The 18,622-nt window shown below is 67.5% G+C and carries 23 protein-coding genes; all 23 read right to left on the reverse strand.

The genetic code is table 11. The features are described 5' to 3' along the window. Nucleotides 1-69: 69 nt before the first annotated feature. The 23 genes from rplO to JNB62_RS18340 all read right to left on the reverse strand — a co-directional run bounded on the left by rplO (nucleotide 70) and on the right by JNB62_RS18340 (nucleotide 18,351). Entirely contained in the window at nucleotides 70-645 is a 576-nt protein-coding gene (rplO, locus tag JNB62_RS18230) for a 50S ribosomal protein L15 (protein ID WP_220302319.1), read from the reverse strand. Further along, nucleotides 645-830 (reverse strand): 50S ribosomal protein L30, encoded by a 186-nt coding sequence (gene rpmD / locus JNB62_RS18235; protein WP_018171461.1) that lies wholly within the window; start codon nucleotides 828-830, stop codon nucleotides 645-647. Before rpmD ends, rplO begins: the two co-directional genes overlap by 1 nt. After that, nucleotides 830-1,495, reverse strand: coding sequence for a 30S ribosomal protein S5 (gene rpsE / locus JNB62_RS18240; protein ID WP_374451229.1), 666 nt, complete (start codon nucleotides 1,493-1,495; stop codon nucleotides 830-832). Before rpsE ends, rpmD begins: the two co-directional genes overlap by 1 nt. A gap of 20 nt (nucleotides 1,496-1,515) precedes the next feature. Further along, nucleotides 1,516-1,875 carry a 50S ribosomal protein L18 gene (gene rplR / locus JNB62_RS18245; protein ID WP_220302321.1) on the reverse strand — a complete coding sequence of 120 codons (360 nt, stop codon included), beginning with the start codon at nucleotides 1,873-1,875 and terminating at the stop codon, nucleotides 1,516-1,518. Nucleotides 1,876-1,877: 2 nt separating this feature from the next. Then, nucleotides 1,878-2,414 (reverse strand): 50S ribosomal protein L6, encoded by a 537-nt coding sequence (gene rplF, locus JNB62_RS18250; protein WP_220302322.1) that lies wholly within the window; start codon nucleotides 2,412-2,414, stop codon nucleotides 1,878-1,880. A 6-nt stretch (nucleotides 2,415-2,420) separates the two neighbouring features. Beyond that, on the reverse strand, nucleotides 2,421-2,819 hold the full coding sequence (gene rpsH, locus JNB62_RS18255; protein ID WP_018171457.1) for a 30S ribosomal protein S8: 399 nt from the start codon (nucleotides 2,817-2,819) through the stop codon (nucleotides 2,421-2,423). 129 nt (nucleotides 2,820-2,948) lie between these two features. Next, nucleotides 2,949-3,539, reverse strand: a complete 591-nt coding sequence (gene rplE / locus JNB62_RS18260) for a 50S ribosomal protein L5 (RefSeq protein ID WP_220302323.1) — start codon at nucleotides 3,537-3,539, stop codon at nucleotides 2,949-2,951. 2 nt (nucleotides 3,540-3,541) lie between these two features. Then, the gene (rplX, locus tag JNB62_RS18265; RefSeq protein ID WP_141892564.1) at nucleotides 3,542-3,901 is read right to left on the reverse strand and encodes a 50S ribosomal protein L24; all 360 of its coding nucleotides are present in this window, start codon (nucleotides 3,899-3,901) and stop codon (nucleotides 3,542-3,544) included. A 4-nt stretch (nucleotides 3,902-3,905) separates the two neighbouring features. Then, nucleotides 3,906-4,274, reverse strand: coding sequence for a 50S ribosomal protein L14 (gene rplN, locus JNB62_RS18270; RefSeq protein ID WP_018171454.1), 369 nt, complete (start codon nucleotides 4,272-4,274; stop codon nucleotides 3,906-3,908). Further along, nucleotides 4,271-4,585: a 30S ribosomal protein S17 gene (gene rpsQ, locus JNB62_RS18275; RefSeq protein WP_191172193.1), complete on the reverse strand. Its 315-nt coding sequence runs from the start codon at nucleotides 4,583-4,585 to the stop codon at nucleotides 4,271-4,273. The genes rplN and rpsQ overlap by 4 nt, the downstream gene beginning before the upstream one ends. Continuing rightward, complete coding sequence (gene rpmC / locus JNB62_RS18280; RefSeq protein WP_045301493.1) at nucleotides 4,585-4,899, reverse strand: 50S ribosomal protein L29; 315 nt, start codon at nucleotides 4,897-4,899, stop codon at nucleotides 4,585-4,587. The genes rpsQ and rpmC overlap by 1 nt, the downstream gene beginning before the upstream one ends. Beyond that, nucleotides 4,899-5,318 (reverse strand): 50S ribosomal protein L16, encoded by a 420-nt coding sequence (gene rplP / locus JNB62_RS18285; RefSeq protein WP_029145865.1) that lies wholly within the window; start codon nucleotides 5,316-5,318, stop codon nucleotides 4,899-4,901. The genes rpmC and rplP overlap by 1 nt, the downstream gene beginning before the upstream one ends. Beyond that, complete coding sequence (gene rpsC, locus JNB62_RS18290) at nucleotides 5,318-6,097, reverse strand: 30S ribosomal protein S3 (RefSeq protein ID WP_018171450.1); 780 nt, start codon at nucleotides 6,095-6,097, stop codon at nucleotides 5,318-5,320. Before rpsC ends, rplP begins: the two co-directional genes overlap by 1 nt. Beyond that, entirely contained in the window at nucleotides 6,097-6,495 is a 399-nt protein-coding gene (gene rplV, locus JNB62_RS18295; protein WP_220302324.1) for a 50S ribosomal protein L22, read from the reverse strand. Before rplV ends, rpsC begins: the two co-directional genes overlap by 1 nt. Nucleotides 6,496-6,517: 22 nt before the next feature. Beyond that, the gene (rpsS, locus tag JNB62_RS18300) at nucleotides 6,518-6,799 is read right to left on the reverse strand and encodes a 30S ribosomal protein S19 (RefSeq protein WP_018171448.1); all 282 of its coding nucleotides are present in this window, start codon (nucleotides 6,797-6,799) and stop codon (nucleotides 6,518-6,520) included. Nucleotides 6,800-6,811: 12 nt separating this feature from the next. After that, the gene (rplB, locus tag JNB62_RS18305; RefSeq protein ID WP_220302325.1) at nucleotides 6,812-7,651 is read right to left on the reverse strand and encodes a 50S ribosomal protein L2; all 840 of its coding nucleotides are present in this window, start codon (nucleotides 7,649-7,651) and stop codon (nucleotides 6,812-6,814) included. 26 nt (nucleotides 7,652-7,677) lie between these two features. Next, entirely contained in the window at nucleotides 7,678-7,977 is a 300-nt protein-coding gene (gene rplW / locus JNB62_RS18310) for a 50S ribosomal protein L23 (protein WP_192635689.1), read from the reverse strand. Then, a complete protein-coding gene (gene rplD, locus JNB62_RS18315) occupies nucleotides 7,974-8,636 on the reverse strand; it encodes a 50S ribosomal protein L4 (protein WP_220302326.1) in 663 nt (220 codons plus the stop codon). Before rplD ends, rplW begins: the two co-directional genes overlap by 4 nt. Nucleotides 8,637-8,640: 4 nt before the next feature. Further along, nucleotides 8,641-9,300 (reverse strand): 50S ribosomal protein L3, encoded by a 660-nt coding sequence (rplC, locus tag JNB62_RS18320; RefSeq protein ID WP_109210488.1) that lies wholly within the window; start codon nucleotides 9,298-9,300, stop codon nucleotides 8,641-8,643. 8 nt (nucleotides 9,301-9,308) lie between these two features. Next, nucleotides 9,309-9,617: a 30S ribosomal protein S10 gene (gene rpsJ, locus JNB62_RS18325; RefSeq protein ID WP_106816553.1), complete on the reverse strand. Its 309-nt coding sequence runs from the start codon at nucleotides 9,615-9,617 to the stop codon at nucleotides 9,309-9,311. Between the two features lie 480 nt (nucleotides 9,618-10,097). Continuing rightward, nucleotides 10,098-10,385 (reverse strand): WXG100 family type VII secretion target, encoded by a 288-nt coding sequence (locus JNB62_RS18330; RefSeq protein WP_220301130.1) that lies wholly within the window; start codon nucleotides 10,383-10,385, stop codon nucleotides 10,098-10,100. A 158-nt stretch (nucleotides 10,386-10,543) separates the two neighbouring features. Beyond that, nucleotides 10,544-11,953 carry a hypothetical protein gene (locus JNB62_RS18335; protein ID WP_220302327.1) on the reverse strand — a complete coding sequence of 470 codons (1,410 nt, stop codon included), beginning with the start codon at nucleotides 11,951-11,953 and terminating at the stop codon, nucleotides 10,544-10,546. Between the two features lie 431 nt (nucleotides 11,954-12,384). After that, complete coding sequence (locus JNB62_RS18340; protein WP_220302328.1) at nucleotides 12,385-18,351, reverse strand: SpaA isopeptide-forming pilin-related protein; 5,967 nt, start codon at nucleotides 18,349-18,351, stop codon at nucleotides 12,385-12,387. Between the last annotated feature and the right edge of the window lie 271 nt (nucleotides 18,352-18,622).

Genomic DNA, 18,622 nt, shown 5'->3' on the forward strand with positions numbered 1-18,622 from the left:
CACGGTGTGCCGACGTCCAGGGTAACCCAGTGGGGGCCGGAGCAAGCTCCGACCCCCACTGTGCCTGTATTACTTGACGGTGCCGCCCGCGGCGACGATCTTCTGCTCGGCGGAACCCGAGACCTTGTCGACCGACACGTTGAGCTTCACCGAGATGTCGCCGGTGCCGAGCACCTTGACCTTCTCGTTCTTGCGCACTGCACCCTTGGCGACCAGGTCGCCGACGGTGACGTCGCCACCGGCCGGGTACAGCTCCGCGAGCTTGTCCAGGTTCACGACCTGGTACTCGACGCGGAACGGGTTCTTGAAGCCGCGGAGCTTCGGGGTGCGCATGTGCAGCGGCATCTGCCCACCCTCGAAGCCGACCTTGACCTGGTAGCGAGCCTTCGTACCCTTGGTACCGCGGCCCGCGGTCTTGCCCTTCGAGCCCTCACCGCGACCCACACGGGTCTTGGCCTGGTTCGCACCGGGGACCGGACGCAGGTGGTGCACCTTCAGCACACCCGGGCGCGCGGCCGGGGCGTCCTTCTTGGGCGCAGCAGCCTTCGCCGGAGCCTTCTTGGCAGCGGGCTTCTTGGCGGCAGCCTTCTTCGGGGCCTCGACGGTCTCGACCGTCTCGGCCTTCTTCTCAGCCTTCTCGGCCATCAGTCGATCTCCTCAACCTTCACGAGGTGCGCGACGGTCCGGACGTAACCGCGCGTCTGCGCGTCGTCGGGACGGACGACCGAGTCGCCGATCCGCTTCAGACCGAGCGAACGCAGCGTGTCACGCTGGTTCTGCTTCTCGCTCACCTTGGACTTGACCTGCGTAACCTTCAGGCGCGCAGCCATCAGACACCTGCCTTCGCAGCGGCCGCGGCCTCAGCCTCGGCACGGACGAGACGGGCGGGGGCGACCTGGTCGAAGTCGAGACCGCGACGCGCGGCGACCGCACGGGGCTCCTCGAGCTGCTTCAGGGCCTCCACCGTCGCGTGGACGATGTTGATCGTGTTGGACGAGCCGAGCGACTTCGACAGCACGTCGTGGATACCGGCGCACTCGAGGACGGCACGCACCGGGCCACCGGCGATAACACCGGTACCGGCGGCGGCGGGGCGCAGCAGCACCACACCGGCAGCGGCCTCACCCTGCACCGGGTGCGGGATGGTCGAGCCGACGCGCGGCACGCGGAAGAAGTTGCGCTTGGCCTCTTCGACACCCTTCGAGATCGCCAGCGGCACCTCGCGGGCCTTGCCGTAGCCGACGCCGACCACACCGTTGCCGTCGCCGACGACGACGAGCGCGGTGAAGCTGAAGCGACGACCACCCTTGACGACCTTCGAGACGCGGTTGATGGTCACGACGCGCTCGAGGAACTGGCTCTCGTTGCGGTCACGGCCACCGCGGTCACCGCGGGTCTGGCTGCGCTCGCGACCACCGCGGCGCGGCTCGCGCTCGCGCTCGGCGGGCGCCGTGGCGGCCTCGGCCGTGGCCTCGGCAGCTGCCTGCTCGGTCACGATGTTCTCCTTGTTGTCACTCACAGGTTCAGACCTCCCTCGCGGGCGCCGTCGGCGATCGCCGCGACACGGCCGGCGTAGCGGTTGCCGCCACGGTCGAACACGACGTCCGAGACGCCGGCGGCCTTCGCGCGCTCGGCGAGCAGCTCGCCGACCTTGCGGGCCTTGGCGGTCTTGTCAGCGTCCGAGGTGCGCAGGTCGGTCTCGAGCGTCGACGCCGAGGCGAGGGTGTGGCCCTTGCTGTCGTCGACGATCTGCACGAACACGTGACGCGACGAACGCGTGACGACCAGGCGCGGACGCTCGGGGGTGCCGACGACCTTCTTGCGAAGGCGGGCGTGACGACGCGCGCGCGCGTCGGACTTCGACTTCACAGCCATGGTTACTTACCAGCCTTTCCGGCCTTGCGCCGAACGACCTCGCCGGCGTAGCGCACACCCTTGCCCTTGTACGGCTCGGGCTTGCGGATCTTGCGGATGTTGGCCGCGGCCTCGCCGACAGCCTGCTTGTCGATGCCCGAGACCGTGAGCTTGTTGTTGCCCTCGACGGTCAGCGTGATGCCCTCGGGAGCCTCGACGAGCACCGGGTGCGAGAAGCCGAGCGCGAACTCGACAGCCGTGCCCTTCTGCGCGACGCGGTAACCCGTGCCGACGACCTCAAGGCCCTTGGAGTAGCCCTGGGTGACACCGATGATGTTGTTGTTGATGAGCGTGCGGGTCAGGCCGTGCAGCGAGCGCGACTCGCGCTCGTCGTCGGGACGGGTCACCAGGACCTGCGCCTCTTCGACCTTGACCTCGATGGGACGGGCCACGGTGAGCTGGAGCTCGCCCTTGGGGCCCTTGACGGCGACATCCTGGCCATCGACCGTGACGGTCACACCGGCGGGGATGTCGATCGGAAGACGACCGATACGCGACATGTCAGATCACCACACGTAGGCGAGGACTTCCCCACCCACGCCCTTCTGCTCGGCCTGGCGGTCCGTCAGGAGGCCAGAGGAGGTGGACAGGATGGCGACGCCGAGCCCGCCGAGGACGCGGGGGATCTCGGTCGACTTCGCGTAGACGCGGAGGCCGGGCTTCGAGACGCGCTTGATGCCGGCGATCGACCGCTCGCGGTTCGGGCCGTACTTCAGCGTCAGCGTGAGGGTCTGGCCGACGCGTGCGTCGCTGACCTCCCACGACGAGATGTAGCCCTCCTGCTTGAGGATGTCCGCGATGTGGGTCTTGAGCTTGGAGCTCGGCAGCGACACGGTGTCGTGGTGCGCCGAGTTCGCGTTGCGCAGACGGGTCAGCATGTCTGCGACCGGGTCTGTCATTGTCATTTGGGGGTTCCTTCGTTCACGAGGTATCGGCTGGCGTTACACGCCAGACGACCTTCCATGATGGCCGTATTCAGTTATGTGAGCGGATGCCTCGGCCAGAGCTGACGCGCCGGCCGAGGCATCCACGAGTCACGCCTGGGCGTCCTCGGACTTGAACGGGAAGCCGAGGTGGCGCAGGAGCGCGCGGCCCTCGTCGTCCGTCGAAGCCGACGTCACCACAGTGATGTCGAAGCCGCGCACGCGGTCGATCTTGTCCTGGTTGATCTCGTGGAACACCGACTGCTCCTGGAGACCGAAGGTGTAGTTGCCGTGACCGTCGAACTGCTTGGCCGACAGACCGCGGAAGTCGCGGATGCGGGGCAGGGCGAGGTTGACCAGGCGGTCCAGGAACTCCCACGCGCGGTCACCGCGGAGGGTGACGTGCGCGCCGATGGCCTGGCCCTCGCGCAGCTTGAACTGCGCGATCGACTTGCGAGCCTTGGTGACGACCGGCTTCTGACCGGTGATCTTGGTGAGGTCGTCGACCGCACCATCGATCACCTTGCTGTCGCGAGCGGCCTCGCCGACACCGGTGTTCACGACGACCTTGACCAGGCCGGGGATCTGCATGACGTTCGCGTAGCCGAACTCGTCCTGCAGCGCCTTCTTGATCTCGGCGTTGTACTTCTGCTTCAGGCGGGGCTGGATCTTGCCAGCCTCCACGGCAGTGGTGGTGCTCATGTTCAGAGGTCCTTGCCTGACTTCTTCGCGTAGCGCACGCGGACGGTGCGCTTCACGCCGTCCTTCGTCTGCTCCTCGACACGGTGGCCGACACGGGTCGGCTTCTTGGTCGAGGGGTCGACGAGCGCGACGTTGGAGATGTGGATCGGGGCTTCCATCGTCTCGATGCCGCCCGTCTTGGTGCCGCGCTGCGACTGGCCGACGCGGTTGTGCTTGGTGACGTAGTTCACGCCCTCGACGATGACGCGGTTCTGCTCGGACAGGACCTCGAGGACCTTGCCCTGCTTGCCGCGGTCGCCGCCGCGCTCGGGCTTGGCGCCCGAGATGACCTGAACCAGGTCGCCCTTCTTGATCTTGGCCATGGGGTCAGATCACCTCCGGTGCGAGCGAGACGATCTTCATGAACTTCTTGTCGCGAAGCTCACGGCCGACCGGGCCGAAGATGCGGGTGCCGCGGGGCTCCCCGTCGTTCTTCAGGATGACGGCGGCGTTCTCGTCGAACTTGATGTAGGAACCGTCGGCACGACGGGTCTGCTTGACGGTGCGGACGACGACGGCCTTGACCACGTCGCCCTTCTTGACGTTTCCGCCCGGGATCGCGTCCTTGACCGTGGCGACGATGATGTCGCCCAGGCCGGCGTAACGACGGTTGGAGCCGCCGAGCACGCGGATCGTGAGCAGCTCCTTGGCGCCGGTGTTGTCGGCGACCTTGAGGCGGGACTCAGTCTGAATCACTTGGCCTTCTCCAGAATCTCCACCAGACGCCAGCGCTTGGTGGCGCTCAGCGGGCGGGTCTCGTTGATGAGGACGAGGTCGCCGATGCCGGCGGTGTTGCCCTCGTCGTGCGCCTTGACCTTGGAGGTGCGGCGGATGACCTTGCCGTACAGCGGGTGCTTCACGCGGTCCTCGACCTCGACGACGATGGTCTTGTCCATCTTGTCGCTGACGACGTAGCCGCGGCGCGCCTTGCGGTAGCCACGGGCGTCGGCGTCGCGGACGTCGTGTGCGCCGTGCTCGACCTCAGCGGCCTGCTTCTTCTCAGCCATCACTCGGCCTCTTCCTTCGCAGCCTCGTCGGCGGCGTCCGCCTTCTTGGCCTTGGTCTTCTTCGCCTTCGTCGCGGTCTCCAGCGGCGCGGGCGTGGCACGGATGCCGAGCTCGCGCTCACGGATCACGGTGTAGAGCCGCGCGATGTCGCGCTTGACCGCACGGATGCGGCCGTGGCTCTCGAGCTGGCCGGTGGCCGACTGGAAGCGCAGGTTGAACAGCTCTTCCTTGGCCTTGCGCAGCTCCTCGACGAGGCGCTGGTCTTCGAACGTGTCGAGCTCGCTCGGAGCGAGCGTCTTGGTGCCGATCGCCATTACGCGTCGCCCTCCTCGCGCTTGATGATTCGTGCCTTGAGCGGCAGCTTGTGGATGGCACGGGTCAGGGCCTCACGAGCGAGCTGCTCGTTGACGCCGGCGACCTCGAAGAGGACGCGACCCGGCTTGACGTTTGCGACCCACCACTCGGGCGAACCCTTACCGGAACCCATGCGGGTCTCGGCCGGCTTCTTCGTGAGCGGACGGTCGGGGTAGATGTTGATCCACACCTTGCCGCCACGCTTGATGTGACGGGTCATCGCGATACGAGCGGACTCGATCTGACGGTTCGTCACGTAAGCGGGGGTCAGCGCCTGGATGCCGAACTCGCCGAAGGAGACCTTCGTGCCGCCGGTGGCCTGGCCGCTACGGCCGGGGTGGTGCTGCTTGCGGTACTTGACCTTGCGGGGGATGAGCATTACGCCGACGCTCCTTCTGCCACGGGGGCCTCGTTGCGGCGGTCGCCGCCACGCTCGCCGCGGTCGCCACGCGGGCCACGACGGTCGTCACGACGACGGTCCGACTTCGGCGCGTTGGCCTGCTCGCGTGCGAGCTCCTTGTTGGTCAGGTCGCCCTTGTAGATCCAGACCTTCACGCCGATGCGGCCGAAGGTGGTCTTCGCCTCGTAGAAGCCGTAGTCGATGTTCGCGCGCAGCGTGTGCAGCGGCACACGACCCTCGCGGTAGAACTCCGAGCGGCTCATCTCGGCGCCGCCGAGGCGGCCGGAGACCTGGATGCGGACGCCCTTGGCGCCGGCGCGCTGCGCGCCCTGCAGACCCTTGCGCATCGCGCGGCGGAACGCCACGCGAGCGGTGAGCTGCTCGGCGATGCCCTGCGCGACGAGCTGAGCGTCGGCCTCGGGGTTCTTGACCTCGAGGATGTTCAGCTGGATCTGCTTGCCGGTGAGCTTCTCGAGGTCGGCGCGGATGCGCTCGGCCTCGGCGCCGCGGCGACCGATCACGATACCCGGGCGGGCCGTGTGGATGTCGACGCGGACGCGGTCACGGGTGCGCTCGATCTCGATGTTCGAGACGCCGGCGCGGTCGAGCTGCGTCTGCAGCAGCTTGCGGATCCGGATGTCCTCGGCCACGTAGTCGGCGTAACGCTGTCCCGGCTTCGTCGAGTCCGAGAACCAACGCGACACGTGGTCCGTGGTGACGCCGAGGCGGAAGCCGTACGGGTGAACCTTCTGTCCCATTACTTGCTCGCCTTCTTGCTCTTGCCAGCCTCCGCCGTCTCGGCGACCTCGGGGGTCGACAGCACGACGGTGATGTGGCTGGTGCGCTTCTTGATCTGGAACGCACGACCCTGCGCGCGGGGCTGGAAACGCTTGAGCGTCGTGCCCTCGTCGACGTACGCGTTCTTCACGTACAGGTCCTGCTCGTCCAGGTACTCGCCGTCCTTGTCGGCCTTCACGCGAGCGTTCGCGATCGCCGAGGCGACGAGCTTGTAGATCGGCTCGCTCGCACCCTGCGGCGCGAACTTGAGGATGGCCAGGGCCTCCTCAGCCTGCCTGCCCTTGATGAGCGCGACGACACGACGAGCCTTCTGAGGGGTCACGCGGATGTGTCGCACGCGTGCGATGGACTCCACCATTTCTCTCTCCTCTGCCCCCGCGTCAGCGGCGGCGGCCCTTCTTGTCGTCCTTCACGTGGCCGCGGAAGGTGCGGGTGGGCGCGAATTCGCCCAGCTTGTGGCCGACCATGGTCTCGGTCACGAACACGGGGATGTGCTTGCGACCGTCGTGCACGGCGATGGTGTGACCCAGCATGGCCGGGATGATCATCGAGCGGCGCGACCAGGTCTTGATGACGTTCTTGGTGCCGGCTTCGTTCTGGACGACGACCTTGCGAAGCAGGTGCTCGTCGACGAAGGGGCCCTTCTTAAGGCTGCGAGGCATCTTCCTCTACTCCTACTTGCGCTTCTTGCCGGCGTTGCGACGACGGACGATGTACTTGTCGCTTTCCTTGTTCGCGTGGCGGGTGCGGCCTTCGGCCTGGCCCCACGGCGAAACGGGGTGACGACCACCGGACGTCTTGCCCTCACCACCACCGTGCGGGTGGTCGACCGGGTTCATCGCGACACCGCGGACGGTCGGGCGGATGCCCTTCCAGCGGTTGCGGCCTGCCTTGCCCCAGTTGATGTTCGACTGCTCGGCGTTGCCGACCTCGCCGACGGTCGCGCGGCAGCGCGCGTCGACGTTGCGGATCTCGCCCGAGGGCAGACGCAGCTGGGCGTAGGGGCCGTCCTTGGCGACGAGACGCACCGACGCACCGGCCGAGCGAGCCAGCTTCGCGCCGCCGCCGGGGCGGAGCTCGATCGCGTGGATCACGGTACCGGTGGGGATGTTCTTCAGCGGCAGGTTGTTGCCCGGCTTGATGTCGGCCGAGGGACCCGACTCGACGATGTCGCCCTGCGACAGCTTGTTCGGGGCGAGGATGTAGCGCTTCTCGCCGTCGAAGTAGTGCAGCAGCGCGATGCGCGCGGTGCGGTTGGGGTCGTACTCGATGTGCGCGACCTTGGCGTTGACGCCGTCCTTGTCGTTGCGACGGAAGTCGATGACACGGTACTGACGCTTGTGGCCACCACCGATGTGACGCGTGGTGATGCGGCCCTGGTTGTTGCGGCCACCGGTCTTGCTGAGCGGGCGGAGGAGCGACTTCTCGGGCGTCGATCGCGTGATCTCGGCGAAGTCGGCCACCGACGAGCCGCGGCGACCCGGGGTCGTGGGCTTGTACTTGCGAATAGCCATAGTTCTCTAGTCCTCGTTCCCGACCGTCAGCCGACTGCCGTGAAGATGTCGATGGTGCCCGACTTCAGGGTCACGATGGCGCGCTTGGTGTCCTTGCGCTTGCCGGTGCCGAAGCGGGTGCGACGGGCCTTGCCCGCGCGGTTGAGCGTGTTGACCGCTGCGACCTTGACGCCGAAGATCTTCTCGATCGCGAGCTTGATCTCGGTCTTCGAGGCGCGGGGGTCGACGAGGAACGTGTACTTGCCCTCGTCGATGAGCCCGTAGCTCTTCTCCGAAACGACCGGCTTCAGGATGATGTCGCGCGGGTCCTTGTTGACGGCGGTCATGCCGAGGCCTCCTCGGTGGCGACCGTCTTCGACGCGACGAAGGCGTCGTAGGCGGCCTTGGTGAAGACGATGTCGTCCGAGACGAGAACGTCGTAGGCGTTGAGCTGGTCGAACGGCAGCACGTGCGCGAACGGGATGTTGCGGACGCTCAGGACGCTGATGTCGTCCGTGCGGTCGACGACCACGAGCACGTTCTTGACGGCGCCGAGACCGGTCAGGACCGCGGCAGCGGCCTTGGTCGACGGAGCGCCCTCGATGCCGAAGGACTCGACGACGTGCAGACGCTCGCCCCGGGCACGGTCGCTGAGCGCGCCCAGGAGGGCGGCGGCGATCATCTTCTTGGGGGTGCGCTGCGAGTAGTCGCGCGGCTTCGGGCCGTGCACGATGCCACCGCCGGTCATGTGCGGCGCGCGGATCGAGCCCTGGCGGGCGTTACCCGTGCCCTTCTGCTTGAAGGGCTTGCGGCCGGCGCCCGAGACCTCACCGCGACGCTTGGTCGAGTGGGTGCCCTGGCGAGCCGCCGCGAGCTGCGCGACGACGACCTGGTGGATGAGCGGGATGTTCGTCTTGACGTCGAACAGAGCGGCGGGCAGCTCAACCGAGCCGGCCTTCTTGCCGTCTGCCTTCACGACGTCGAGCGCGAGAGTCGAGTCAGCCATGAGATCAGGCACCCTTCACTGCGTTGCGGACGTAGACGATGCGGCCACGCGCGCCGGGGACGGCGCCCTTGACGAGCAGCAGACCCTTCTCGGCGTCGATGCCGTGCACCGTCAGGTTGAGGACGGTCACGCGCTCGCCACCCATACGGCCGGCCATGCGCATGCCCTTGAAGACGCGGCTCGGGGTCGACGATGCGCCGATCGAACCGGGCTTGCGGTGGTTGCGGTGCGCACCGTGCGAAGCGGAGACGCCCTTGAAGTTGTGGCGCTTCATGACACCCGCAGTGCCCTTGCCCTTGCTGGTGCCGACGACGTCGACCAGCTGGCCGGCCTCGAACGTGCCGTCCACCGTGAGCTCCTGACCGAGTGAGTAGTCAGCGGCGTCCGCGGTGCGGATCTCGGTGAGGTGACGGCGCGGGGTGACACCGGCGGCCTCGAAGTGGGCCGTCTGGGGCTTGTTCACCTTGCGGGGGTCGATCTGGCCGTAGGCGATCTGGACAGCCTTGTAGCCGTCCTTCTCCGGCGTGCGGACCTGGGTCACGACGTTCGGAGCGATCTCGATGACGGTGACGGGAACGAGCTTGCCGTTCTCGTCCCAGACCTGGGTCATGCCGAGCTTGGTGCCCAGCAGTCCCTTGGAAACCTTGTTGTTGATGTCAGCCATGTCGAACCTCAGAGCTTGATCTCGATGTTGACATCGGCCGGGAGGTCGAGGCGCATGAGCGAGTCGACCGCCTTGGGCGTCGGGTCGACGATGTCGATCAGACGCTTGTGGGTGCGCATCTCGAAGTGCTCGCGGCTGTCCTTGTACTTGTGAGGCGAACGGATCACGGCGATCACGTTCTTCTCGGTCGGAAGGGGCACCGGGCCCACGACCGTCGCGCCCGCACGGGTCACGGTGTCGACGATCTTGCGCGCCGACGAGTCGATGACCTCGTGGTCGTACGACTTCAGGCGAATGCGGATCTTCTGTCCCGCCATTGTCTGCTCACTCTCTTTCTCGCGTCATACCCCTGTGGCATTGGACGCACATGGGCGCTGAGCGCCCTGGCACTGTTCCTCGCGGCCGCTCGGTTCCCGAGCTTGTCGAGGGATGCTGCACCGCTGTTCTGCTGTCAATCCGGATGCCGCGCCGAAGCGCCGCTCCCGGCATCCGTTCTCCGCCCGCGCGGAACATGGCTCCGCTGGAGGTGGATTCTGGATGTGGTGGTTCTGCTGCCCGCGGCCTAGGACCCTGCGCGTTGCGCCGCCTATGCACTGCCCTGGCAGTGATCCTGCGCGCGCCAAAAGGGGCGCAGGAATGTGGAACCTCACTAGTCTACGTGCAGCCCGGGCGTGTCGCAAACTCGGGCGTGTCGCGACGCGGGTATGCTCGGGCGTTTCTCAGCCGGCCCTGGCCCCGGACGTGAAGAAGTGGATGCCGGCGGCCTGGGCCGCCGGCATCCACTCGAAGAAACGGCGTCAGTTGCCGGCGAGGGCCTGGTCGGTGTCCTTGATCGCCTGCATCATCTTGCGCAGCGACTCACCCATGTCGGAGATGCCCTCGATCGCCTTCTCCAGACCCGTCGTCAGCTCGGTGTACCCCTCACCGAACTTGCCCGACGCGTGCTGCGTCTTGAAGTCGTCACCCAGCAGACGGTCCACGTCGCTCTTCAGGCGACGCAGCACGTCACCGATCTCTTCACGACCCGAGTCGAGCTTGCCCGCCATCGACTCCATCTCGCCATAAGAAGCCTTGAAATCAGCCATGATCCGTCCCTTTACTCAAACCAGCGGACCCGATCAGGCCCACGGGCACCCTAATACGACCCGCCAACATCGCCATATGGGGACCAATCCCCATGTGGACAAGAGAGAGGGCGGCCGCGCAATGCGCGACCGCCCTCTCGGGGACTGCTGCTACCGGATCACTCCGTGCCGGCGCGACGGCGACGGTAGGCGGCGATCGTGACGACCGCGATACCGGCCGCAAGGGCGGCGCCGCCGGCGGCGACCACGATCGGGCTCACGCCGCCACCCGTGACCGCCAGGTCACCGGAGGCTGCGGGTGCCGCCGCGGGCGTGGCCTCGGGGCCGCCGATCGGCGGGTTGGCGCACTCGGCGCTCGCCTCGGGGTACTGGACTTCGGTCGAGTACGTCGGGTTCACCTCGAAACGAACCGTGACGCCCTCGCGCGTCCACGCGTAGTTGCCGTCTGTCTGCGCGTACTCGCCGTCGACGAGCTCCCAGCCGGGCCACATCTTCGGCTCGCCGGCCGAGGCGCCGGGCCAGAGCAGCTCACCGCTCAGCGGCTGGTTCTCGACGACGTAGTCTTCGCCATCGGGGTTGAGGAACGTGATCGTGACCGGCGTGCTGCTGCTGGGCACGAAGCCGGCGGGCAGCGTCAGTCCGTAGCCGAGGTAGGGCACGTCGCCCACGCAGACGGCGTCGATGTCGCCCGGGACGAGCGGGCAGGTGCCGATCTCCTCCTGGGTCAGGTCGCGGGTCTGCGTCTCGGTGGTGACGACAGGCTGAGCCTCGCCCACCGTCGTGGTGACCGTGCGGGTCTGCTCGACGGTGGTGTCACCGCATACCCAGGTCCCGTCTTCCCACTCGCCGTAGGTGACGATCGTGTTCGTCGGGCAGGTCTTGAGCTCTTCGGCAGTCAGCGGACGCTCGGTGACGACCGGCTGGCTGACGACCGGGGTGCCGAGGACCCACTTCTTGACGATCTTGTCCCACAGGTAGTCGGTGGTCGTGGTCGTGGTCGTGATCTGGGCGACCTTGCTGGCGCAGACGAAGACCGTCTCGGACCTCTGCGTAGAGATCGGGTCAGGCTTTGCCTCGGGGGGCGTCGTCCCCTTGCAGACGAACCAGTGCGACACCTGCGCCTGGTTGCCACTCGCGTTCGGCGGCGATGCGTACGCGACACCGGCTTCAGGATGCACGATGACGTCGTTCCAGTCGCTCCCGGCCTTGATGACCAGCAGCTCCCAGTGGTCGCCGGTCGTCCACTCCGGGTCGAACTCTTCCAGGGTCACCGTGAGACCGTTGCCGGTGACGGAACCGTGCGAGCGGCTCTCGCCGTCGTAGCAGACCATCTCGTGACCGGTGTAGGTCTCCCAGAAGTCGGCGTGGTTGTTCTCCTGCGTCCATTCGACGAGGTCTCCCTTGACACCGACGGTGTCTGCGGGCCACTCGGCGACGGCGTCGACCGTCGGCTTGTCTTTCGGAGCCGCGGATGCGCCGGCGGTGACCATCGGGGCCACGACGAGCGCAGCGGCGATCAGGGCGCCCCAGAGCGCCTTCAATGTTCTCTTGTTGCGTGCTTCAGGCACGACTGTCCTCCCCATAGCGGCGCTGAAGCGCCGATCCCAGCGGCGCGCGGGGGCGCACCGTACTCTTCGGCGCGTGAGGCGCCGCTTTCCCAGCGACGTGCGGGGGCACGTCGTATGAGTCGCACTCGATCCCACTCTGAGCGACCCTGATCCGCCGTCCCTTCGGGTGGTACGGCGGCAGACGGCAAGCCGTCCTTGTGAGCAGGCTATCGTGCGCGACCCCCGAGCGCGAATCATGCGATGGGTGATTCTCCCCATGGCCGGAAGAGTGGATGCCGGGGCCGCCGGCATCCACTCTTCATATGGTCCGCGCACGCGACCGAGCCCCTCGCCTTCGGGGCGGCAGAGGGGCTCGGGCCCCCGTCACAACAGCGCTGACGGGGGTGGGGTGGGAGAGGACGGACCTTGGGGCAGCCCGCCCTCTCTCACACTCACAGAGTGGGCTTGGCCTCGCCGCGACGGCGACGCGTCACGATGAGGGTCGTGGTGCCCGCCAGCAGGGCGAGCAGGCCCAGCAGCACCAGCACGGGCGAGAGCTGGCCACCCGTTGCCGGCAGCGCCGACAGGAGCACGACCGCGTCATCCGCGTCGCGACCGCTGTCGTCCGGGTTGCCGAACGTGTAGTAGTCCACGACACCGATGTTGGTGATCGAGCTGCTCGTCGACGTCGGGCTCACCGTCGCCGACAGCGTGATCGTCGGAGCGACCGACACACCCTCCGCGCCCTGCGGCTGCAGCGGTCCGTTGAGCGTGCAGGTGAGCGTCCCACCGTAGCCCGAGCCGCTCTGACCCGTCACCGCGCAGGAGGACCAGCTCGGGAACGCGGTCGCGTCGCCCTCACCCGGCCAGCTCACGTCGGTGATCTTCAGGTCGGCCGGGATCGTGTCGGTGACGACGACCCCGTCGGCCGCCGAGTCATCGCTCACGTTCGCGACGTCCAGCGTGTAGGTGAACGACGCCCCCGGGTCGGTCTTGCCGACGCTCGCGGTCTTCTCGATCTGCACGTCGGAGTGACGCGCGACCGCGCAGTCCGGCGTCGCCGCCGGGTACTCGGTCGAGAACACCAGCTCCGGGTTGACGGTGAACGTGATGGTGGAGCCGAGGCGCCACGCGTAGTCCAGCTCGCTGTCGTCCAGGATCAGGCCGTTGAAGATGTAGTCCGGCTGATCCGCGGCCGAGATGATGTCGGTCGTCCCCGGGTAGTAGTACTGCCTCGGGCTCGAACCGGGCACGATGTCGCCCAGCTCGATCGGACGCCAGCCCGGGTAGTCGATGGACACGCCCGACGGGGTGAACTCCGCACCCGGCCATGCGATCTCGTTCGTCCACGTCGCCGTTCCGCCCGGCTGCGTCAGCGCCACCTCGGCCGGATCGGTGGTCGCCGTTCCGGTGTCGGGCGTCCAGAGGAAGTCGATCTCCTCATCGACGAGCGCTGCGGACTTCGCGATCGTCCACCCCAGGTACGGGGCATCCGCCACGCACTTGGTCCACACGACCGCGGTGATCTCGCGCACCGGGATCTCGACCGTCGAGCAGTTGTTCTCCTCGACCTGGTCGCGCTCGGCGGCCACGCACGCGGTGTTGCTCAGCGACTCGAGCGGGTCGGCCGGCTGCGTCGACTCGTCGCCCGGCTCGACCGGCGGCACCGGCGTGGCGGTGAAGATCACCGAGACGATGATGTCGACCGAGTCGCCGACCGCCAGGGTGTCGGTGTGCAGGCGGATGGTGTTGTCGCCGTCCACCCACTCCTCTTCCGGCGTCAGCGGGTCGTCGTTGTCGTTGACCCAGCCGGCGGGGAGTGTGATGCCGGTCACCTCGAGCCGGTCGTGGACCGGGTCGGTGACGACGACGTCCTCGGCGTCACGCGTGCCGTTGTTGGACACGGTCAGCGTGTAGTCGAAGGCGTCACCCGGCTCGACCGAGCCCTGCTCGGGCAGGTTCGACGCCGTCTTCTCGATGTCGACGTCGTCGAAGTGGACGGTGCCGCATGCGTCGTCGGTGTCGGTGAACTCGCCGGCGGTGACGGTCGCGGTGTTGACCACGCCGATGCCGTCGCCCTCCTCGTCACATGCCGTGCCGGCCTCGGCGTCGGACGTCACCTCGAGGTCCACGACCACGGTGTAGACGTCCTCAGCGTCGCCGACCCGCGGTGCGAGCACCTGGTCGACGGCGAGGTCGGCGGTCAGAGACGCGTCGAGGTCGAACGAGCCGGACTGCGGTCCCGTCCACGTGGCCTCGAGGTACTCGACGCCGTCGACCTCGTCGAGCGTGTCGCTGAGGTCATAGGTGACAGGCACCAGGACGCTGTTGTTGCGCACGGTGAGCTCGTAGGTGAGCGTCCACGTGCCGTCCTCGTTCTGCTCCGAGCTCACCAGATCCTTGGCGAACTCGATGCCCTGGTCGACGTGCGTGTTCACGATGGTGCACACGACGTGCTCGCCCTTGTCGAGTCCGCGGAGCATCGCGGCTCCGGGCTCGCTGTCGGTGAGCTCGATGTCGCCTTCGTCATCCGAGACACAGGACCACAGGCCGGCCTCGAACTCGTCGAGCCCGGGGATGTCGCCCACGATCGCTTCCGACAGGTCGAACGGCTCGCCCGGCAGCACCGCCACCGGCTCGACGTCGCCGCCCGGATCGGTAACGGTGTCGTCCTCGGACTCGCCCGTCAGCTGCCAGTTCGTGTCGGCCACGTCGGCGCCGGCGACGACCTTGACCAGACCCAGGGTCGGACGCTCGGCCGTGTTGGTGAACGTGCACCAGACCGCCTGGTCGGGCATCTGGAACTCCCCGGACCGGCCGCTGCCTTCGAGCACGACCTCCTGGTCGCCCGCGACACAGCGGAGCGAGGAGGCGTAGTCCGAGGCGTCACCCGCGACGACGTCGATCAGCTCGCTGACGGACACCATCTCGCCGATCAGGGCCTCGGCCTCGATCGCGTTCTCGGTGTCGACGAACGATCCCACCGCGCCGTTCGAGGTCGAGGTGCCGTTCACCGTGGTGACGCCCTCGATCGTCAGGTCGGCGGTGTCGCCCTCCTGGCCGTTCACCCATTCCTTCTGCAGGTGGACGGTGGCGGACTGCGCCTCGTTGATGAACTGGCACAGGATGCCCGGACCCGTCACCTTGAGGGTGAAGGCCCGCCCGTCGGTGCCGACCGGGGTGGTCTCACCGGCGCTGCACAGGAAGCTCGACTCGTAGACGCCCACGGCGTTCAGCGTCTCCTTCATTGGGATCAGCGCGCCGATGCGGGCGGTCACCGTGACGAAGTTGACGTTGTCGAAGAAGTTGGTCGGCGAGCCGAGCAGCATCGTCGAGAGCTTCGTCGCCGGCAGGCCGTTCTCAGGCGTCGCCTCAAGCGTCGTCTTGTCGCCCACCAGGGCGCCGATCCAGCGCTTGTGCAGCACCACGGTCGCGGTCTTCGCCGTGTTCGTGAAGACACACGTGACGTCGGCGTCCTCAGGGGCGGTGAAGGTGGCGGTGAGGCCGTCGACCTCTTCCTCCACGTTCGAGCAGACGATGCCGGTCTCGTACTGGCCGCGGTTCTGGCCGAACACCTCGCCGACGGTGACGTCGTCACCGACGCGGACCGTCGTGGTGACGACGCCGGCATCCGTCTGGAGGGCGGCTCCCGTGGCGGTCGACGTCGCCGACTCGCCATCGATCGAGAGGTCCGCGCTGTCACCCTGGAACGCGTTCACCCAGACCTTGTCGACGCTCACGTCGATGGTCTTGGCCGTGTTCGTGATGGTGCAGGTGACCGATCCGCTGACGGTGAGCTCCGGGATGCTGCGCCCGGCGCCGCTCGTGCCGTTGTCGCACGACCACGTCGAGGTGTAGCGCCCCGTGTTGTCGGCGTCGGTGATCGACTCCGACAGCGTCACCTTCTGACCGATGCGGACATCGACCTGCGCGAACGTGTCGTCGATGCCGTCGGTGCCCGAGGCCACCGAGGTGGCGGCATCCGTCTCGGCACCGGTGATGCTCAGGTGAGCCTCGTCACCGGCGAACGCACCGATCCACTCCTTCTGCAGCTTCACGGTTGCGCGCTGCGCCGTGTTCGTGAAGACGCAGGTGACGGCCTGGTCGGGCACCGTGTACTCGAACGAGAGGGACGTGCCGCTGGTCTGCGCCTCGTCGTTGCAGACGTACGACGAGCCGTACGTGCCCACACCGCTCAGCGCCTCGGACAGCGTCACCGTGTCGCCGACGCGGACCGACACCGTGGCGATGTTGGTGTTGTCGACGAGGTTCGGCTGCGTGGCCGTCGAGGTGGCCTGGTTCGGCCCGGCGTGCAGCACGGCCTGGTCGCCCACGACCGCGTCGACCCACGTCTTCTTGACCGTGATGCTGCGCTCGATCGCCGTGTTGGTGAACGTGCACTGGACGCCGGCCTTCGACGCCGGGTACTGCGGCACCACGATCGACCCGGAATCGCCGTCATTGGCGGTGGGCGTCGCGCCCACACACGAGAGCGACGAGTCGTACAGGCCGGTGTTGCCGTCGCCGAGCACCTCGGCCAGGTCGAGGCTCGCACCCGGGGCCACGCTCACCGAGACCACGGGGCCGTCGGTGGGCGCGGTGGACGTGCCGCTGTTCGACGCCGCGCCGCTGATGGAGAGCTCGGCCGTGTCACCGGTGAACGAGTTCACCCAGTGCTTGGTGAGGGTCACCGTCGCGAACGGGATGTTGACGAACGGTTTCGTCAGGCTCGGGTTCGGCGCCTGCTGCGTGACAGCGAAGTTCTGCGGCGTGGCGTCGAGGACGTACCCGGCGGGCGCCGCCGTCTCGGTCACCGTGTAGGTGCCGATCGGAACGTTCACGACGAGGAATTCACCGGCATCCGGGTCCGCGTCGTTGAGGCCGTTGTCGACCACCGTCCGCGGGAATGCCGCCGCACCAGCCGCGACACCGCCGGTGTTCGCGACGATCTGGAACGTCGCGCCGCCCAGGAGCGCACCCGCGTCGTCGTGCTTGACCCAGCTGACGCTGCCGAGCGGATCCTCGAACGTCAGGGTCTTGGACTCCGCGTCACCCAGCGTCACCTGCTGCGGGTTGTTGGACGTGGGCAGCAAGTAGCCGGTGGGCGCCTTGGTCTCGGTCACCGTGTAGACCCCGGGCTGGACGTTGCCGCTGAAGAGGATCTGGCCGTTCGCGTCCGTTGTCGCCGTCGTCGATCCCGTGCCCGTGGTCGGGTTCGGCGAGATCGTGAACTCCGCCCCCGCAAGGAGAGCGCCGTTCACGCCGGTCTTGACGATCTTCAAGGTCGCGCAGGTCGACGGGACGTTCAGCGAGATCGGGAAGATCCAGTCCTCGAGCGACGACTGGTCGGACGGCGAAGCGCTCGACCGGACGTTCACGACGCCGTAATTGCCGCTGCAGCCCTGGTCTCCGAAGAGCGCGGTCAGGTCGATCGCGACCTCTGAGAAGATTCCGCGTTCGAGTTCGTCACCCGCGAGGTTGTTGATCGGGCCCTGGTTGACCTGGCCCACGAAGCCGGCCAGCGAGCCGAGCGACTGCCACGCGCTCCCGGTCCAGATGTCTGCCCCCACCAGCGCGATCGTGTCGTTTCCGGTCTGGTTGATCGTCAGGCGCAGGTCGTTGACGGTGCGGTTCGGCACCGGACCGGTCGTGTTCTGCTTCTGGTTGAGCTCCACGTGGTAAGCGACGGAGCCGTTGTTCTCCTGGCGCTCGAAGCCGAGGTAGGCATACACGTGGCCCGAGACGGTCTGGGTGTACGCGTAGACGTTGCCCATGTCGGTCTTGCCCGACGAGGCGGTGCCGGCGATCTGACCGGCATCCCACGGCCAGTTCGTCTCCTTGGCACCGTTGGTGAAGGCTGTCGAGTCATCGAAACCGTCGACGCGGACGGGCTGGCCGCCCACGGTCGCCCAGTCCTTCGTGCCCGTGCCGTCGAGGCACAGGTTGCCGTCGATTTCGAAGCCGCCCGGCGTACCCACGAGCCAGCCCGAACACGCGAGGAGCGCCTGGATGCCGACGTCCGCGCTGGGTGCGGCCAGGGCCTGCAGCGGCGCATCCGTCGTCGTGTCGGGCGCGACCGGTGCCTCTTCCGGCACAACCGCCTGTTCGGTCGGAGTGCTGTCCGTCGCCTCGGGCTCGGTCGCGGTCTCTTCGGTCGCCGGGGTGTCGGCGGTGGTGGCATCCGTCGATTCGTCCGTCGTGGTGTCGGTCGCCTGCGTCGTCGCGGCGGGGTCGGTCACCTCCTCGGCCACGGCCGGGGAGAGCCCCGAGAACACGAGGGCCGCCGACACGACGGTCGCGATCCCTCCGACGTACCACCGCTTCTGGAGAGCGAGCCTGCGCTCCTCCGTCCGCTGTTGACGCATGCGGCGGCGCAGTCCCCCGTTGTCGGAAGCGCGCACGAAAGTACGACTGAACATCACTTCACCCTTGGTCGTTATGACACAGGGCGCCCCAGATGGAGCCCCTCCCAATCACGCCAACGGCAAGTGAGAATGATGCGTTTGCTTCCCCAAGCGGTTCGGCATTCTCCCCAAACACGAGCCGAGACGTGTTCCCGATCGCAAAGCTAGGCCCGGAATCGGCCCACGTCAAGTAACGGCTTGAAAACGGATGCCGCGGCCCCGAGCCGCATTGTCCGGTTCGGCGACGCCCGGCCCGCGGCCGTGAACGCTGAGAGGCGGGGCGCCT

The sequence above is a fragment of the Microbacterium jejuense genome, from assembly GCF_019511665.1.
GTDB classification, from domain to species: domain Bacteria; phylum Actinomycetota; class Actinomycetes; order Actinomycetales; family Microbacteriaceae; genus Microbacterium; species Microbacterium jejuense_A.

Coding starts and splice junctions, on each gene's coding strand:
- rplO (WP_220302319.1), bottom strand. CDS start 645: ATGGCCGAGAAGGCTGAGAAGAAGGCCGAGACGGTCGAGACCGTCGAG.
- rpmD (WP_018171461.1), bottom strand. CDS start 830: ATGGCTGCGCGCCTGAAGGTTACGCAGGTCAAGTCCAAGGTGAGCGAG.
- rplR (WP_220302321.1), bottom strand. CDS start 1,875: ATGGCTGTGAAGTCGAAGTCCGACGCGCGCGCGCGTCGTCACGCCCGC.
- rplF (WP_220302322.1), bottom strand. CDS start 2,414: ATGTCGCGTATCGGTCGTCTTCCGATCGACATCCCCGCCGGTGTGACC.
- rpsH (WP_018171457.1), bottom strand. CDS start 2,819: ATGACAATGACAGACCCGGTCGCAGACATGCTGACCCGTCTGCGCAAC.
- rplE (WP_220302323.1), bottom strand. CDS start 3,539: ATGAGCACCACCACTGCCGTGGAGGCTGGCAAGATCCAGCCCCGCCTG.
- rplX (WP_141892564.1), bottom strand. CDS start 3,901: ATGGCCAAGATCAAGAAGGGCGACCTGGTTCAGGTCATCTCGGGCGCC.
- rpsQ (WP_191172193.1), bottom strand. CDS start 4,585: ATGGCTGAGAAGAAGCAGGCCGCTGAGGTCGAGCACGGCGCACACGAC.
- rpmC (WP_045301493.1), bottom strand. CDS start 4,899: ATGGCGATCGGCACCAAGACGCTCGCTCCGAGCGAGCTCGACACGTTC.
- rplP (WP_029145865.1), bottom strand. CDS start 5,318: ATGCTCATCCCCCGCAAGGTCAAGTACCGCAAGCAGCACCACCCCGGC.
- rpsC (WP_018171450.1), bottom strand. CDS start 6,097: ATGGGACAGAAGGTTCACCCGTACGGCTTCCGCCTCGGCGTCACCACG.
- rplV (WP_220302324.1), bottom strand. CDS start 6,495: ATGGTGGAGTCCATCGCACGCGTGCGACACATCCGCGTGACCCCTCAG.
- rpsS (WP_018171448.1), bottom strand. CDS start 6,799: ATGCCTCGCAGCCTTAAGAAGGGCCCCTTCGTCGACGAGCACCTGCTT.
- rplB (WP_220302325.1), bottom strand. CDS start 7,651: ATGGCTATTCGCAAGTACAAGCCCACGACCCCGGGTCGCCGCGGCTCG.
- rplW (WP_192635689.1), bottom strand. CDS start 7,977: ATGACCGCCGTCAACAAGGACCCGCGCGACATCATCCTGAAGCCGGTC.
- rplD (WP_220302326.1), bottom strand. CDS start 8,636: ATGGCTGACTCGACTCTCGCGCTCGACGTCGTGAAGGCAGACGGCAAG.
- rplC (WP_109210488.1), bottom strand. CDS start 9,300: ATGGCTGACATCAACAACAAGGTTTCCAAGGGACTGCTGGGCACCAAG.
- rpsJ (WP_106816553.1), bottom strand. CDS start 9,617: ATGGCGGGACAGAAGATCCGCATTCGCCTGAAGTCGTACGACCACGAG.
- JNB62_RS18330 (WP_220301130.1), bottom strand. CDS start 10,385: ATGGCTGATTTCAAGGCTTCTTATGGCGAGATGGAGTCGATGGCGGGC.
- JNB62_RS18340 (WP_220302328.1), bottom strand. CDS start 18,351: ATGTTCAGTCGTACTTTCGTGCGCGCTTCCGACAACGGGGGACTGCGC.